This is a genomic window from Stenotrophomonas sp. NPDC077461, from assembly GCF_049545475.1.
Classification (GTDB): domain Bacteria; phylum Pseudomonadota; class Gammaproteobacteria; order Xanthomonadales; family Xanthomonadaceae; genus Stenotrophomonas; species Stenotrophomonas nematodicola.
This window is the reverse complement of sequence record NZ_JBMWDO010000008.1, coordinates 34318-48541: the sequence shown is the minus strand read 5'-3', so window position 1 is coordinate 48541 and position 14224 is coordinate 34318. Positions and strand designations below refer to the sequence as shown.

General features: G+C 68.8%; 11 protein-coding genes. 7 read left to right on the top strand and 4 right to left on the bottom strand.

What is annotated here, in order from left to right:
• Positions 1–84: 84 nt before the first annotated feature.
• Positions 85–5019, top strand: coding sequence for an alpha-2-macroglobulin family protein (locus ACPEH8_RS14250; protein ID WP_017355917.1), 4935 nt, complete (start codon positions 85–87; stop codon positions 5017–5019).
• A 55-nt stretch (positions 5020–5074) separates the two neighbouring features.
• Positions 5075–7447 carry a penicillin-binding protein 1C gene (gene pbpC, locus ACPEH8_RS14245; RefSeq protein WP_166473331.1) on the top strand — a complete coding sequence of 791 codons (2373 nt, stop codon included), beginning with the start codon at positions 5075–5077 and terminating at the stop codon, positions 7445–7447.
• A 42-nt stretch (positions 7448–7489) separates the two neighbouring features.
• On the opposite strand, the gene ACPEH8_RS14240 is transcribed toward pbpC, so the two are convergent.
• Both ACPEH8_RS14240 and ACPEH8_RS14235 read right to left on the bottom strand, forming a co-directional pair.
• Positions 7490–8083 carry a ferritin-like domain-containing protein gene (locus tag ACPEH8_RS14240; RefSeq protein ID WP_153164641.1) on the bottom strand — a complete coding sequence of 198 codons (594 nt, stop codon included), beginning with the start codon at positions 8081–8083 and terminating at the stop codon, positions 7490–7492.
• A 29-nt stretch (positions 8084–8112) separates the two neighbouring features.
• On the bottom strand, positions 8113–8595 hold the full coding sequence (locus ACPEH8_RS14235) for a peroxiredoxin (protein WP_017356157.1): 483 nt from the start codon (positions 8593–8595) through the stop codon (positions 8113–8115).
• Positions 8596–8819: 224 nt separating this feature from the next.
• Between ACPEH8_RS14235 and ACPEH8_RS14230 the strand changes: the two genes are divergently transcribed.
• A complete protein-coding gene (locus tag ACPEH8_RS14230; protein WP_136003096.1) occupies positions 8820–9719 on the top strand; it encodes a DnaJ C-terminal domain-containing protein in 900 nt (299 codons plus the stop codon).
• A gap of 40 nt (positions 9720–9759) precedes the next feature.
• On the opposite strand, the gene pilH is transcribed toward ACPEH8_RS14230, so the two are convergent.
• The gene (pilH, locus tag ACPEH8_RS14225; RefSeq protein ID WP_026070786.1) at positions 9760–10143 is read right to left on the bottom strand and encodes a twitching motility response regulator PilH; all 384 of its coding nucleotides are present in this window, start codon (positions 10141–10143) and stop codon (positions 9760–9762) included.
• 89 nt (positions 10144–10232) lie between these two features.
• The gene (locus ACPEH8_RS14220; RefSeq protein ID WP_136003097.1) at positions 10233–11231 is read right to left on the bottom strand and encodes a YhdH/YhfP family quinone oxidoreductase; all 999 of its coding nucleotides are present in this window, start codon (positions 11229–11231) and stop codon (positions 10233–10235) included.
• Between the two features lie 205 nt (positions 11232–11436).
• On the opposite strand from ACPEH8_RS14220, the gene hflK reads away from it, so the two are divergent.
• The 4 genes from hflK to ACPEH8_RS14200 all read left to right on the top strand — a co-directional run.
• Positions 11437–12573 carry an FtsH protease activity modulator HflK gene (hflK, locus tag ACPEH8_RS14215; protein WP_136003098.1) on the top strand — a complete coding sequence of 379 codons (1137 nt, stop codon included), beginning with the start codon at positions 11437–11439 and terminating at the stop codon, positions 12571–12573.
• The gene (gene hflC / locus ACPEH8_RS14210; RefSeq protein ID WP_017354822.1) at positions 12570–13433 is read left to right on the top strand and encodes a protease modulator HflC; all 864 of its coding nucleotides are present in this window, start codon (positions 12570–12572) and stop codon (positions 13431–13433) included. Before hflK ends, hflC begins: the two co-directional genes overlap by 4 nt.
• A gap of 78 nt (positions 13434–13511) precedes the next feature.
• Entirely contained in the window at positions 13512–13697 is a 186-nt protein-coding gene (locus ACPEH8_RS14205; RefSeq protein WP_026070572.1) for a DUF2065 domain-containing protein, read from the top strand.
• A 248-nt stretch (positions 13698–13945) separates the two neighbouring features.
• On the top strand, positions 13946–14224 hold a 279-nt coding region (locus tag ACPEH8_RS14200), incomplete at its 3' end, for an adenylosuccinate synthetase (protein ID WP_423667231.1).

Genomic DNA, 14224 nt, shown 5'->3' with positions numbered 1-14224 from the left:
CGGCAGGGGGGCGGACCGCGGCGCCGGCAACCTGACCGCAAGGCTCGGTGCCTATAATGGCCTCCTTGATCAAGGAGTGACGTCATGGCTAGCCGCAGTCGGGTCGGGCAATGGGGCTGGAAGGGAATCGCGGGTCTGGCGCTTGCCGCCGGCCTGGTACTGGGCGTCGGGGGCTGCAAGCGCAACGACAGCGGCCAGCTGCCGGCCCCTTCCGGGGCGCCGATCGCGGCCAAGGCCGAGACCGTTGCCGGGTTTACCCTGGTGCGCGCCTTCCCGGACCAGAAGAGCGACGGCCTGTCGCTGGCGCTGGAGTTCTCGCGCCCGCTGGTCGGCACCCAGGACTTCGACACGCTGGTCCGCTTTGCCGAGAAAGTCGGCACCGACGAGAGCAGCTGGACCCTGTCCGATGACGGCAAGACCCTGCGCTACCCCTTCGTGGAGGCGGCCAAGGAGTACACCGTGATCGTCTCGCCGGACCTGCTCGCCGCCGACGGCAGCCGGATCGGCAAGGAGCTGCGACAGAAGGTGTTCAGCGGCGAACTGTCGCCGGCTGCCGGCTTCGCCTCGCAGGGCAGCGTGCTGCCCGCGCGCGACAGCCGTGGCCTGCCGGTGGTGTCGGTGAACGTGCCGGAAGTGGACGTCGAGTTCCTGCGCGTGCGCGAGAAAGAGCTGCCGAACTTCTTCAGCCAGTACCAGCGCGGCGGCCGCCGAGGCAGCTGGGAACTGGACAGCGAATACGGCGACAAGACCCCGATGTCCAAGCTGGCCGAGCCGGTGTACGTGAACCGTTTCGTGCTGGGCGGCAAGCAGAACGAGCGGGTGCTCACCTACCTGCCCACCCAGGACATCAAGGAACTGCAGGCCCCGGGTCTGTACTTTGCGGTGATGAAGCGCAGCGGCTCGTTCGACAGCGAGTTCGATACCGCGTTCTTCACGGTCAGTGACATCGGCCTGCACACGCGTGCCTACAAGGACACGCTGTTCGTCCATACCGCCTCCCTGCAGAGCGGCGCGTCGCTCAAGAAGATCGAACTGCGCGTGCTCGATGGCAAGGGTGAGGTGGTGCTCAAGGGCGCGACCGACGGCAATGGCAACGCGCTGCTGAAGTACACGCTGGATGCCAGCCACGTGCTGATTGCCAGCAGCGGCGGCGACACCACCATGCTGCCGTTCAACCAGCCGGCGCTGGACCTGAGCGAGTTCGCCGTCGCCGGGCGCGACAACGCCTGGTTCGACGTGTTCGCCTGGTCCGGCCGCGACCTCTACCGCCCCGGCGAGACGGTGCGCATTTCCGCGCTGCTGCGCGACAACGACGGCAAGCCCGTCGGCGGCCCGGGCAAGGCCGCCCAGCCGGTGTTCCTGCGGCTGAAGCAGCCGGACGGCAAGACCTTCCGCGAAACCCGGCTGCAGCCGGGCGAGCAGGGCTACATCAGCTTTGAACAGACCATTCCGGCCGAAGCGCCGACCGGGCGCTGGCAGGTGGAGTTCCGCACCAACCCCGCCAGCAAGGAAGCCATCCAGGGCATGACGCTGCGCATCGAGGAGTTCCTGCCCGAGCGCATGAAGCTGGACCTGGACAGCGCGCAGAAGACCCTCAAGCCGGGCGAACCGCTCAAGCTGATGGCCGACGCCGCCTACCTGTATGGCGCGCCGGCCGACGGCAACCGCTTCACCGCGCGGCTGGCGGTGGCCGCCGAACAGTCGCCGGTGGAATCGCTGCCCGGCTACTTCTTCGGCGACCCGACGATGGAACTGCCGCGCGAAGCGCGCGATGTGATCGACACCGAGTTCCCGGCCGACGGCAAACTGCGCCAGGACGTGGTGCTGCCGGCCGAGGTCAAGGCGACCGCCCCGGTGGCCGTGGTGGTGTCCGGCAGCGTGTACGAGACCGGTGGCCGCACCGTCACCCGCACCCTCAAGCGGGTGATGTGGCCGGCCCCGGTACTGGTCGGCGTGCGCCCGTTGTTCAAGCCCGAGGACGGCGCCGACGCCAACAGCAACGCGCGCTTCGAACTGATGCGCGTGGATGCGGCCGGCAAGGCACAGCCGGCCAAGGGCCTGAAAGCCACGCTGGTGCGCGAGCTGCGCGACTACCACTGGAGCTTCAACGACAACCGCTGGGACTACGACTTCACCCGCCGCTTCGAGAACAAGGAAACCCGCACCCTCGATGCCGGCACGGCCGCCACCACGGTCGATTTCCCGGTGGAGTGGGGCGAGTACCGGCTGGACGTGTTCGATCCGGCCACCGGCCTGACCAGCCGCTACCCGTTCCGTGCCGGCTGGAGCTGGAATGACGACAACCGTGGTCTGGATGCACGTCCCGACAAAGTCAAACTGGCCCTGGACAAGACCGCCTACAAGGCCGGTGACACCGTGCGCGTCACCGTCACCCCGCCGCACGCCGGCAAGGGTGTGCTGATGGTGGAAAGCGACAAGATGCTCTACGTGCAGGACATCGATGCCAAGCCGGGCAGCACCTTCGACATCCCGGTGACGGCGGAATGGGAACGCCACGACATCTACATCACCGCCCTGGTGTTCCGCGGCGGCAGTGCGCCGAGCAAGATCACCCCGGCCCGCGCGGTGGGGGTGGTGCATGTGCCGATGGACCGCAAGGCCCGACAGATCGCCGTGGGCCTGTCCGCGCCCAAGCAGATGCGTCCCGAGCAGACCCTGCCGGTGACCGTGAGCGCTCCGCAGCTGGCCGGCAAGGTCGCGCATGTCACCGTTTCGGCGGTGGATGTGGGCATCCTCAACATCACCCGCTTCCCGGTACCCGACGCTGCCGCGCACTTCTTCGCGCAGCGCCGCCTGGGCGTGGATGCTTACGACATCTACAGCCGTGTGATCGAAAGCTTCGACGGCGCCAGCGGCAAGCTGAAATTCGGCGGCGACATGGCGCTGGCGGCGATGCCACAGGCCAAGCGGCCCACCGCGCGCGTGCAGACCGTGGACCTGTTCTCCGGCCCGGTGAAGCTCGATGCCAAGGGTATTGCCCGGGTTGCGCTGAAGGTGCCGGACTTCAACGGCACCCTGCGCATCTCCGCGCTGGTGTATTCGGACGACCAGTACGGCAAGCGCGACATGGAAACGGTGGTGCGCGCGCCGATCCTGGCCGAGGCCAGCATGCCGCGCGTGCTCGCACCCGGCGATACCAGTACGGTGACCCTGGATGTGCAGAACTTCACCGGCAAGCCGGGCGAGTTCAAGGTGCAGGTCGATGGAATCGGGCCGCTGACGCTGGGCGAGCCGACCCGCGCGCTGACCCTGGCCGTCGATGCCAAGCGCACCTTGAGCTTCCCGCTCACCGCGCGCGAGGGCTATACGGTGGCCAAGGTGCGGGTGCGCGTGGACGGCAACGGTTTCAAGGTGGACCGTCGCTACGACCTGCCGGTGCGTGCCGCATGGCCGCAGGTACTGCGCGCGCAGACCCGCACGCTCGATCCGCTGGCGGCGGTGAGCATGGACGCCAGCCTGGCCGATGGCCTGATGAACGACTCGGTGACCGCGCGCATGCTGGTCAGCGCCTTGCCGCCGATTCCGTTCGCCAGTGCGCTCAACGGCGCACTCAACTACCCCTACGGCTGTGCCGAGCAGACCACCAGCAAGGGCTATGCGGCACTGATGCTGGATGAGGCCACCTCGGCCATGCTCGGCGCCGATGGCCTGGATGCCAAGACCCGCCGCGAGCGCATGGAAGGGGCGTTCGGCCGGCTGGCCTCGATGCAGGTGGCCAACGGCAACTTCTCGATGTGGGGCGACGACGGGTACGTCAATCCGTGGCTCACTCCGTACATCGCCGAGTTCCTGCTCGATGCCAAAGACGCGGGCTTTGCGGTACCGGACACGGTGCTGCAGAAGGCGCTCAACCGCCTCAGCGAGGACCTGCTGTCCGGCGGCAACCAGTTCTACGGCGAGGACCGCCGCGAGAACCTGAAGTTTGCCAACCAGGCGTACTCGGGCTATGTGCTGGCCCGCGTCAACCGCGCTCCGCTGGGCACGCTGCGCGCGCTGTATGACAACGAGCGCAGCAAGTCGCTGACCGGGCTGTCGCTGGTTCACCTCGGCATCGCGCTGTCGCTGCAGGGCGACCACAAGCGCGGCGATGCCGCGATCGCGGCCGGCTTCGCCAAGAGCGCGGGTGACCGTCCGGCCTACTTCGGCGACTACGGCAGCGCCGTCCGCGACGACGCCCTGATGATCGCGCTGCTGCACGAGCGCAAGCTGTCCAAGCCGGCGTACGACGCGCGGGCCATCGACCTGGGCCGCGCGCTCGATGCACGCCGCAACAGCGGCTATATGTGGCTGAGCACGCAGGAACAGGTGGCGCTGGCGCGCATGGGCAAGGCGCTGGCGGCCAACCAGAAGAAGCTGGTGTCCGGTGAGCTGGCGATCGGCGGTGAGAGCGAGGCCATCTCCGCGCGCCGCATGTTCGGCCGCAGCGTCGACTACGCCGCACTAGCCAAGGGCGTGCGCTTCACCCCGCAGGGCGAGCCGCCGATGTTCGCCAGCCTGGAAGTGGCCGGCATCCCGCGCAACCCGCCCGAGCCGGACAGCCGTACGCTTGGCGTGGAGCGCAGCTGGTACACCACCGACGGCAAGCCGTGGACGCCGCGTGCGCTGAAGGAGGGCGAGGCGCTGATCGTGCGGGTCAGCGTGACCCCGAACGTGGACATGCCCGACGCGCTGCTCACCGACCTGCTGCCGGCCGGCCTGGAGATCGAGAACTTCAACCTGGGCGATGCCAAGCAGTGGGCCGACGTGGTGGTCGACGGGCTGAGCGTGAACGACCGCGGCGATGCGGCCAACGTCAAGCATGAGGAGTTCCGCGATGACCGCTATGTGGCCGCGCTCAAACTCTCGCGCGGCAGCACGGCCAAGGTGTTCTACCTGGTGCGTGCGGTCACCCCGGGCACCTACCGCGTGCCGCCGCCGCTGGTGGAGGACATGTACCGTCCCGACCTGCGCGGCGTGGGCCGCAGCAACCCGACCACGCTGACCGTGGTGCAGCCATAGCCACTGGCCGGGTCGCCGCCCGCGCGGCGGCCCGGCGGTCCGTGTCGTTGATGCCATGACCTTTTCCTTCCTTTCCCGTCTGCGCCGCCAGTTGCGGCCGCTGTGGCCGTGGCTGCGCTGGGGCACGGCGGGCGCGCTGGCACTGCTGCTGGCGCTGGACCTGGCGTTCCCGCCGCCGCTGCCACGCCAGCGCGATACCAGCACACTGGTGGTCGCGCGTGACGGGACGCCGCTGCGTGCCTTCGCCGACGCCGAAGGCGTGTGGCGCTATCCGGCCTCCGCCGACAGTGTGTCGCCGCTGTACCTGCAGGCGCTGCTCGGTTACGAGGACCGCTGGTTCTGGCGCCATCCCGGCGTCAACCCGTGGGCGATGCTGCGCGCCGGCAGGCAATGGGTGGTCGAGCGCCGGATCGTCTCCGGCGGTTCCACTCTCACCATGCAGGTGGCGCGCATCCTCGACCCGCATACCCGTACCCCGTGGGGCAAGGCCAAGCAGCTGCTGCGCGCGGTGCAGCTGGAGGTGCACCTGAGCAAGGCGCAGATCCTGGCGCTGTACCTGGAGCGCGCACCTTACGGCGGCACCATCGAAGGCGTCGAAGCGGCGAGCTGGGCCTACCTGGGCAAGCCGGCCTCGGCGCTGTCGCATGCCGAGGCGGCGCTGCTCGCGGTGCTGCCGCAGTCGCCCAGCCGGCTGCGGCCGGACCGCCATCCCGAGGCGGCGCAGGCTGCACGCGACAAGGTCCTCACGCGCATGGCCGACCTCGGCGTGTGGTCGCGTGAGGAGGTGGACGATGCGCGGATCGAGCCGGTGGTGACCCGCGCGCTGCAGCCGCCGCTGCACGCCGCCTTGCTCGCGCAGCGGCTGCGGTCGGCGCAGCCGCGCGCGGCGCGGATCCAGAGCACGCTGGACATCGGCCTGCAGCGCACGCTCGAAGAACGCGTGTCCTCCTATTTCTCGCAGCTGCCCGAGCGCACCTCGGCGGCATTGCTGGTGGTCGACAACCGCACCCTCGAAGCGCGCGCCTACGTCGGTTCGGTGGCATTCGGCGACAAACAACGGCTCGGCCACGTGGACATGGTGGCGGCCTGGCGTTCGCCCGGCTCCACGCTCAAACCGTTCCTGTACGGGATGGCGCTGGACGATGGGCTGATCCACTCCGAAAGCCTGATGGTCGATGCGCCGCAGGGCTTCGGCGGCTACCGTCCGGGCAACTTCGATGCCGCCTTCAACGGCCCGGTCAGTTCGGCTACCGCACTGCGGCTGTCACTGAACGTGCCCGCCGTGGACCTGCTGGACCGGGTGGGGCCGGCACGCTTTGCCGCGCGGCTGTCGCATGCCGGCATCACCCTGCGCTTTCCGCGCGGCAGCAGCCCGAACCTGTCGCTGATCCTGGGCGGCACCGGCGCACGGCTGGAAGACCTGGTGGGCGCGTTCGCCGCTTTCAACCGCAATGGCATCGCCGGGCGGGTGCGCTACACCGCCGACGATGCGGTGATCGAGCGGCGGCTGATGTCGCCGGGCGCGGCGTGGATCACCCGCGAGGTGCTTGAATCCAATCCGCGCCCTGGCTACGGCACCGGCACCTTCGATGTCACCGGCCGGCCGCGCGTGGCCTGGAAGACCGGCACCAGCTATGGCTACCGCGACGCGTGGGCGATTGGCAGCACGCGGCACTACACGGTGGGCGTGTGGGTCGGGCGGCCTGACGGTACCCCGCTGCCCGGCCAGTACGGCGCGGTCACCGCGTTGCCGCTTATGTTCGAAGTGATCGACAGCCTGCCGCGCCAGAGCGGCGATGCCAGCGCGGCGCCGATGCCGGCCAGCGTGACCCGCACCGACATCTGCTGGCCGACCGGTGAGCTGGCGGACGGTACGCCGCCTGACCTGTGCCAGCGTCGTCTGCAGGCGTTCGTGCTGGACGGGGTGGTGCCGCCGACGTTTGCCGAGCGTGATGCGCGGCTCTGGCAACCCGGGCGGCAGCGCTTCGAGGTGGACGCGCGCACCGGCCTGCGGCTGTCGCCTGACTGCAGCGCACCGCATGTGGCCGAAGCGCGCGAGATCGCCCGCTGGCCGGCGCTGGTATCGCCGTGGCTGCCGTTGGCGCAGCGCCGCGCCGCGCAGTTGCCCGCGCTGTCCCCGGACTGCCGCGACGACGGCCGGCAGAGCGGCGGCAGCCTGCACATCGAAGGGCTCAACGACCGTGCGACGCTGGCACGGGCACCCAACGCCGAGCACGGTGTGCGCCTGCAGCTGCGTGCGCTCGGGACAGATGGCAGCATCGACTGGCTGCTGGATGACCGCTGGATCGCGCGCACCGAAGGCGCGCGCCTGTTCCAGCGGGATTTCGACGACGTCGGCGACCACACCCTGACCGCACTCGCCACGGATGGCGCCTGGACCCAGGTGCGCTTCCGCATCCTGCGCTGAGCGCAGCGCAGGTGGGTGTCGGCCGCCGGCCGGCCGCCAGTGCTACTCGCCGATCCAGCCTTCCAGCAGGTCGGCGAACTCGTCAGCGTGCTCCTCTTCCTGCGCCAGGATCTCTTCCAGGATGCGCTTGGTCGTGGTGTCCTTGTCGCCGACGAAGTTGATCATCTCGCGATAGCTGTCGATCGCGATGCGCTCGGCGATCAGGTTCTCACGGACCATGTCGCGCAGATCGGTGCCTTCCTTGTACTCGGCGTGCGAGCGCGCGGTCAGCGTGTCCGGATTGAGGTCCGGTTCCCCGCCCAGCTGCACGATGCGCTCGGCCAGCTTGCCGGCATGCGCCTGCTCCTGCTGGGCATGTTCAAGGAACTCGGCCTTCACCGCATCGGCGAGCATGCCCTTGGCCATGAAGTAGTGGCGGTAGTAGCGCAGCACGCACACATATTCGGTGGCCAGGGCGTCGTTGAGCAGCTTGATCACCGCCTTGCGGTCGGCGCTGTAGGTGTCGGTGATGGCGCCGTCTTCGATGTCCTTGCGGGCACGCGCACGCAGGGTGGCGGTGTCGCTGATGCCTGCCGGACGTCGGGTGCCGGCGGCGGAAGAAGGGGCGGGGCGGGCATTCTTGGCTGGCTTTGACATGGCTGGCCGGGTTCCTCTGTTGCGTGGGTTCAGCGGGAAAGGTGCTCCAGCACGTACTGCGCGGAGGACACCTCGAATGTGCCGGGTTCTTCGATGAAGGTCTGGCGCACGACGCCGTCTTCGACGTACAGCGCGAAGCGGCGCGAGCGCAGGCCCATGCAGGAACTGCTGGCGTCCATCTCCAGACCCAGGGCGCGGGTGAATTCGCCGTTGCCGTCCGACAGCATCTGCAGGCCATCGGGGACCTGTTGGCTTTCGCCCCAGGCCTTCATCACGAACGGGTCGTTGACGGCCATGCAGAACACATCGATGCCGAGGTGGCGGAAATCGGCGAAGTGCTCGATGTAGCCGGGCAGGTGGCGGGCCGAGCAGGTGGGCGTGAAGGCCCCCGGCACGGCAAACAGCACCGCCTTGCGCCCGTCGAACAGGGCGTGGGTGTCGATGGTCTCCATGCCCTCGCGGATGCGCTTGAGGGTCACTTCGGGGATGCGATCGCCTACGTGGATGGTCATGCGGGCTCCTTGTACATCGGCAGGGTAGGGCGGGCGATGGGAGGGCGGCGTCAAAACGTTGAAAACGCGCCGCCCAGCCCCATTCTGGCCCTCGCCGATGGCGCTGGCATTGCGCAGGATCAAGCCGCGGGCCCGGGGGTGACGGGCGGAAGCGTCGCCAACCGCTAGAATTGGCCGGACGGTGCCCGCCTGCGTGGGCGACCGAACTTATTCGAGGTGTCTGGATGGAATTCAAGGATTATTACGCCACGCTCGGTGTGGAACCGACCGCGGGCGACGCGGAGATCAAGACCGCCTACCGGCGGCTGGCGCGCAAGTACCACCCCGACGTCAGCAAGGAGGCCGGCGCGGAAGAGAAGTTCAAGGCCGTCAACGAGGCCTATGAGGCCCTGCGCGACCCGCAGAAGCGCGCCGCCTACGACCAGCTCAAGGCGCAGGGCTATCGCCCGGGCGAGGAGTTCCACGCACCGCCGAACTATGGCGGTGGCCAGGGCTTTGATTTCGAGGAGGTGTTCGGCGGTGGCGCCGGCGGTGGCGGCTTCAGCGACTTCTTCGAAAGCCTGTTCGCGCGCCAGCGCGGCGGTGGCGGTGGCGGGCGCTCCAGCGGTTTCGCCGGCGCCGGCGCTGGCCCGCAGCCGCTGCGCGACACCCGCGCCAAACTCTCCGTGCCGCTGGAAGCGGCTTATGCCGGCGACTCGCTGCGCATCAACGTCAACGGCCGCCAGCTGGACGTGCGCGTCCCCAAGGGCATCCGTCCCGGCCAGGTGATCCGTCTGACCGGGCAGGGCAACGGCGGTGGCAATCTGCTGCTGGAAGTGGAGTACGCCGAACACCCGCAGTTCGAGGTGGACGGACGCAACGTGCTCTACACCCTGCAGGTGACGCCGTGGCAGGCGGCGCTGGGCACCAGCATCAGCGTCCCGACCCTGGGCGGTGCGGTGGAACTGAAGGTGCCGGCCGATTCGGATGCGGGGCGCAAGCTGCGCCTGCGTGGCCGCGGCCTGCCCGGCACGCCGGACGGGGACCAGATCGTGGAACTGGAGATCGTCGCGCCGGCCCCGACCGAAGAAGCGCAGAAAAAGGCCTACAAGGCGCTGGCCAAGGCCTTCGGCGAGAAGATCTGAACGACGCCCGGTGGGTGCCGACCGCAGGTCGGCACGCGGGTCAAAGGGCCGGCGGTTCCTGGCTGCTGAACACCCGCTCCAGCACCTCGGACAGCTCGTCCTCGGAGAACGGCTTGGTGATGTAGGCCTTGGCGCCCTGCCGCATGCCCCACATGCGGTCGGTGTCCTGGTCCTTGGTGGTCACCAGGATCACCGGGATATGCTTGGTCGCCGCATCGCGCGACAGCGTGCGGGTCGCCTGGAAGCCGTTGAGGTTGGGCATCACCACGTCCATCAGGACCAGGTCGGGCAGTTCGGCCTTGGCCGCTTCCACACCGGCCGCACCATCGGTGGCGGTCAGGATCTCGTGACCGAGCTTCTCGACGATGCGCTGTATCCCCAACAGCTGCGACGGTGAATCGTCGACGATCAGAATGCGTGCCATGTTGTTCCCCATGTGATGCGCGCAGTGTAGTGCGCGCCTCGCATCGGCGTGAAGCATCCGGCGCACCGTCCGTCGCCCGGCTGGCGCGCTCAGTCGATTCGTACCACCGTACGCCCGTGCCCTCCGCCGGCCAGGAGCCGTTCGAACACCCCAGGCAGGCCGTCCAGGCCCACTTCGCCGGTGCAGATGCGCTCCAGGTGGCGCGGCCGCCACTCGCTGCCGAGCTTGTCCCACACCTTCTCGCGCAGCACCCGCGGCGCGCTGGAGGAGGACACGCCCAGCAGCGACACGCCGCGGATGATGAAGGGCATCACCGTCATGTCCAGCGCAGGGCTGGCGGCGAGTCCGGCACTGACCACGCTGCCGTACGGCGCGGTCTGCGCCAGCAGGCTGGCCAGCATCGGCCCGCCGGCGTTGTCCAGGCCGCCACCGAAGCGCGCCGATTCCATCGGCCGGGTGGTGGCCAGCGCCTCGCGCGGCAGCACCTCACGCGCCCCCAGGCCGCGCAGGTAGTCGGCCTGCCCGGCCTTGCCGCTGATGGCATGCACCTCGAATCCGGCCTGGCTGAAGATGTCCACCGCCAGCGAGCCCACGCCGCCGGTGGCGCCGGTGACCGCCAGCGGCCCCAGTTCGGGCGTCAGCCGGTTGTCGAGCATGCGCAGCAGCGCCAGCGCGGCAGTGAAACCGGCCGTGCCGAGGATCATCGCCTCGCGCGGGGTCAGCCCGGCCGGCTGGGCGATCACCGCGCTGGAGGCCAGCCGGACATACTGGCTGTAGCCGCCATCGCGGGTCTCGCTCAGCCCGCAGCCGGTGGCCAGCACCGCATCGCCTTCGCGCCAGGCCGGGTCGGTGGAGGCGACCACCGTGCCGGCCACATCGATCCCGCCCACCAGCGGAAAGCGTCGCAGGATCCGCCCCGTGCCGGTGCCGGCCAGGGCGTCCTTGTAGTTGACCGAGGACCAGCCGGCCCGGATCACCACCTCGCCGGGCGCCAGGTCGTCCAGTCCGATCTGCTCCATCCCGGCCCGATGGCCGCCGTCGGCGGCCTGATGGATGCGGAATGCGTCGAAGGGGGCGGAAGGGAGCATGGCCGGGACCTGGCGGGGAAGGGAGGCACACACCTTACCCGCTGGCAGCGGGGGCGGGGCCGGTGCAAGGCTGCATGAATCGCATCCCGCGCCACCTTCCCCCTTCCAATCCTGCCGGTCAGCCCCATCTAGTAGAATCGGATGAGATACACCGGTTGACGTTGCGGGAGTGGCCCGCAGGCAGCCTTACCTTGATGGAGCGTGCATGGCCTGGAATACACCCGGCGGCAACAAGGGCGGACAAGGCCCCGACGATAATCGACGCGGGCCGTTCAAGCCGCGCGGCGGCGGCAATGGCGGTGGTTGGGGCGGATTGCCCGGACCGCTGAAGGAGATGTTCGATGGGAACATCCTGCGCTGGGTCGCGGTGGCGGTGGTGCTGCTGCTGCTGTTCTCCAGTTTCCAGCTGATCGGCGAACAGCAACGTGGCGTGGTGCTGCGTTTCGGCCAGTTCTCGCGGATCCTGGGGCCTGGCCCGAACTTCAAGCTGCCGTGGCCGATCGAATCGGTGACCAAGGTCAATGCCACCCAGATCAAGACCTTCAGCAGCCAGGTGCCGGTGCTGACCCGTGACGAGAACATCGTCAACGTCTCGGTCAACGTGCAGTACCGCATCGCCGATCCGCAGAAGTACCTGTTCGGTTCGGTCTCGGCCGACCAGGTGCTGGAGCAGTCGGCGCAGAGCGCGGTGCGCGAGCAGGTGGGCCGTGCCGACCTCAATACCGTGCTGAACAACCGCGGTCCGCTGGCCGTGGTCGCCGAAGAGCGTCTGCAGTCGGCGCTGAAGGCCTACCAGACCGGCCTGGTCGTGACCGGGCTGACCCTGCCCGACGCGCGCCCGCCGGAAGAAGTGAAGCCGGCGTTCGACGAGGTCAACGGCGCGCAGCAGGTCAAGGAACGCCTGATCAACGAAGCCCAGGCCTATGCGGCCAAGGTCGTGCCCGAAGCGCGCGGCCAGGCCTCGCGTGCCCGCACCACCGCCGAAGGCTACAAGCAGGCGGTGGTGTCCAAGGCGCAGGGTGATGCCGACCGCTTCAGCCTGCTGCAGGTGCAGTACAAGGACGCCCCGGAAGTCACCCGCAAGCGGCTGTGGCTGGAAACGGTGGAGCAGGTGCTCTCGCAGAACCGCAAGATCATCGGTGGCGATGGCCGCCAGCTGATCTACGTGCCGATGCCGGGTGATGCCCGCGCCGGTGCCGCCGGCGCCGCCCCGGCGGTGACCCCGGAAGTGATGCTGCCGTCGTTGCCGGCCAGCACGCCGGTGGATGGGGCGCGCGATGCCGAGCGCCCGACCACCCGACCCACCGGACGACCGACCGGTCGTGAAGGAGCCAGCCGATGAAGAGTTCACTGTGGATCGGGTTGGCCGTGGCCGCCCTGCTGGGCCTGTTGGGGTCGGTGTATGTGGTCCGTGAGGACCAGACCGCGATGGTGTTGAACCTGGGCAAGGTGGTCCGTGCGGACATCAAGCCGGGCCTGCACTTCAAGGTGCCGCTGGTGGAATCGGTACGCGTGTTCGACCGCCGCTTCCAGGTGCTGGACACGGCGCCGGCGCGTTACTTCACCGCCGAGCAGAAGGACGTCAGCGTCGACTTCTTCGCCATCGGCCGCATTTCCGACGTGCGCAACTACTACCGCGCCACCGGTGGCGATGCCGCCCTGGCCAATGCGCGCCTGGCACCGATCATCACCGACTCGCTGCGCAACCAGATCAACTCGCGCACCCTGCAGCAGCTGGTGTCGGGTGATCGCAGCGAACTGATCGCCAACCAGTTGACCGGCATCAACAAGGCGGTCAAGGAACTGGGCATGGAAATCATCGACCTGCGCATCAAGCAGATCGACCTGCCCACCGACAGCCAGGTGATCAACGATGTGTACGAGCGCATGCGCGCCCAGCGCAAGCAGGAAGCGGCCAAGCTGCGCGCCGAGGGTGAGGAGCAGTCGCTGACCATCCGTGCCCAGGCCGACCGCGACAGCACCGTGCTGGTGGCCGAAGCCGAGCGCGATGCCCAGCAGCTGCGCGGTGCCGGTGACGCCGAAGCCGCCCGCATCTACGGCAAGGCCGGTTCGGCCGACCCGTCGTTCTACGCCTTCTACCGCAGCCTGGAGGCCTACCGCGGCTCCATGACCGACGGCAATGGCGTGATCGTGCTCGACAAGAACGATCCGTTCCTGCAGTACCTCAAGAGCGATCGCTGAGGCCGCAGACGGCAGTAGCCCACGGGGACCCGGTGCAGACCGGGTCCCCGTTTCATTTGTGATGGTGTGGAGTTCTTCATGAAAGACCTGTTCTCGGCGCTGTGCCTGGTGGCCGTGTTCGAAGGCCTGTTCCTGTTCGTCGCGCCCCGTGCCTGGAAGCGCATGGCCGAGCAGCTGCTGATGCTGCGCAGCAGCGCCCTGCGGACCTGGGGCGGGGTGATCCTGCTGGCCGGCCTCACCACGCTGTGGTGGCTGAAGCATTGAGACGGCCCGGCCCCCGGATGGCGGGCCTGACCGGACGGTGAAGCCGCGTGCCGCCGGGGTGGCACCGGACCCCGGAAACCCGGATAATGCACAAAAGCCGGACGGGCCTCCCCGTTCGGCTTTTTCTGTGTCTGGGCCTTCCATCGCCGGCCGCTCCCCGTTTGGAGCCGCCATCACCGCGCTGGCCAGCCCCGCCACGGTCTACCCGTCCGCGGCCCCGATGGCCGCAACACATTGAGGAGCCCGTCATGGGTCAGTCTGTCGTAGTGCTTGGTGCCCAGTGGGGCGATGAAGGCAAAGGCAAGATCGTCGATCTGCTCACCGAGGAAATCGGCGCCGTCGTGCGCTTCCAGGGCGGTCACAATGCCGGCCACACCCTGGTCATCAACGGCAAGAAGACCGTCCTGCACCTGATCCCGTCGGGCATCCTGCGTGCCGATGCACTGTGCCTGATCGGCAACGGCGTGGTGATCTCGCCGGCCGCGCTGCAGACGGAAATCGCCGAGCTGGAACCCTCCGGCGTGGCC

Excerpts from the sequence above, each read along its gene's own strand:
- ACPEH8_RS14250 (WP_017355917.1), top strand. The coding sequence starts at position 85 with ATGGCTAGCCGCAGTCGGGTCGGGCAATGGGGCTGGAAGGGAATCGCG.
- pbpC (WP_166473331.1), top strand. The coding sequence starts at position 5,075 with ATGACCTTTTCCTTCCTTTCCCGTCTGCGCCGCCAGTTGCGGCCGCTG.
- ACPEH8_RS14240 (WP_153164641.1), bottom strand. The coding sequence starts at position 8,083 with ATGTCAAAGCCAGCCAAGAATGCCCGCCCCGCCCCTTCTTCCGCCGCC.
- ACPEH8_RS14235 (WP_017356157.1), bottom strand. The coding sequence starts at position 8,595 with ATGACCATCCACGTAGGCGATCGCATCCCCGAAGTGACCCTCAAGCGC.
- ACPEH8_RS14230 (WP_136003096.1), top strand. The coding sequence starts at position 8,820 with ATGGAATTCAAGGATTATTACGCCACGCTCGGTGTGGAACCGACCGCG.
- pilH (WP_026070786.1), bottom strand. The coding sequence starts at position 10,143 with ATGGCACGCATTCTGATCGTCGACGATTCACCGTCGCAGCTGTTGGGG.
- ACPEH8_RS14220 (WP_136003097.1), bottom strand. The coding sequence starts at position 11,231 with ATGCTCCCTTCCGCCCCCTTCGACGCATTCCGCATCCATCAGGCCGCC.
- hflK (WP_136003098.1), top strand. The coding sequence starts at position 11,437 with ATGGCCTGGAATACACCCGGCGGCAACAAGGGCGGACAAGGCCCCGAC.
- hflC (WP_017354822.1), top strand. The coding sequence starts at position 12,570 with ATGAAGAGTTCACTGTGGATCGGGTTGGCCGTGGCCGCCCTGCTGGGC.
- ACPEH8_RS14205 (WP_026070572.1), top strand. The coding sequence starts at position 13,512 with ATGAAAGACCTGTTCTCGGCGCTGTGCCTGGTGGCCGTGTTCGAAGGC.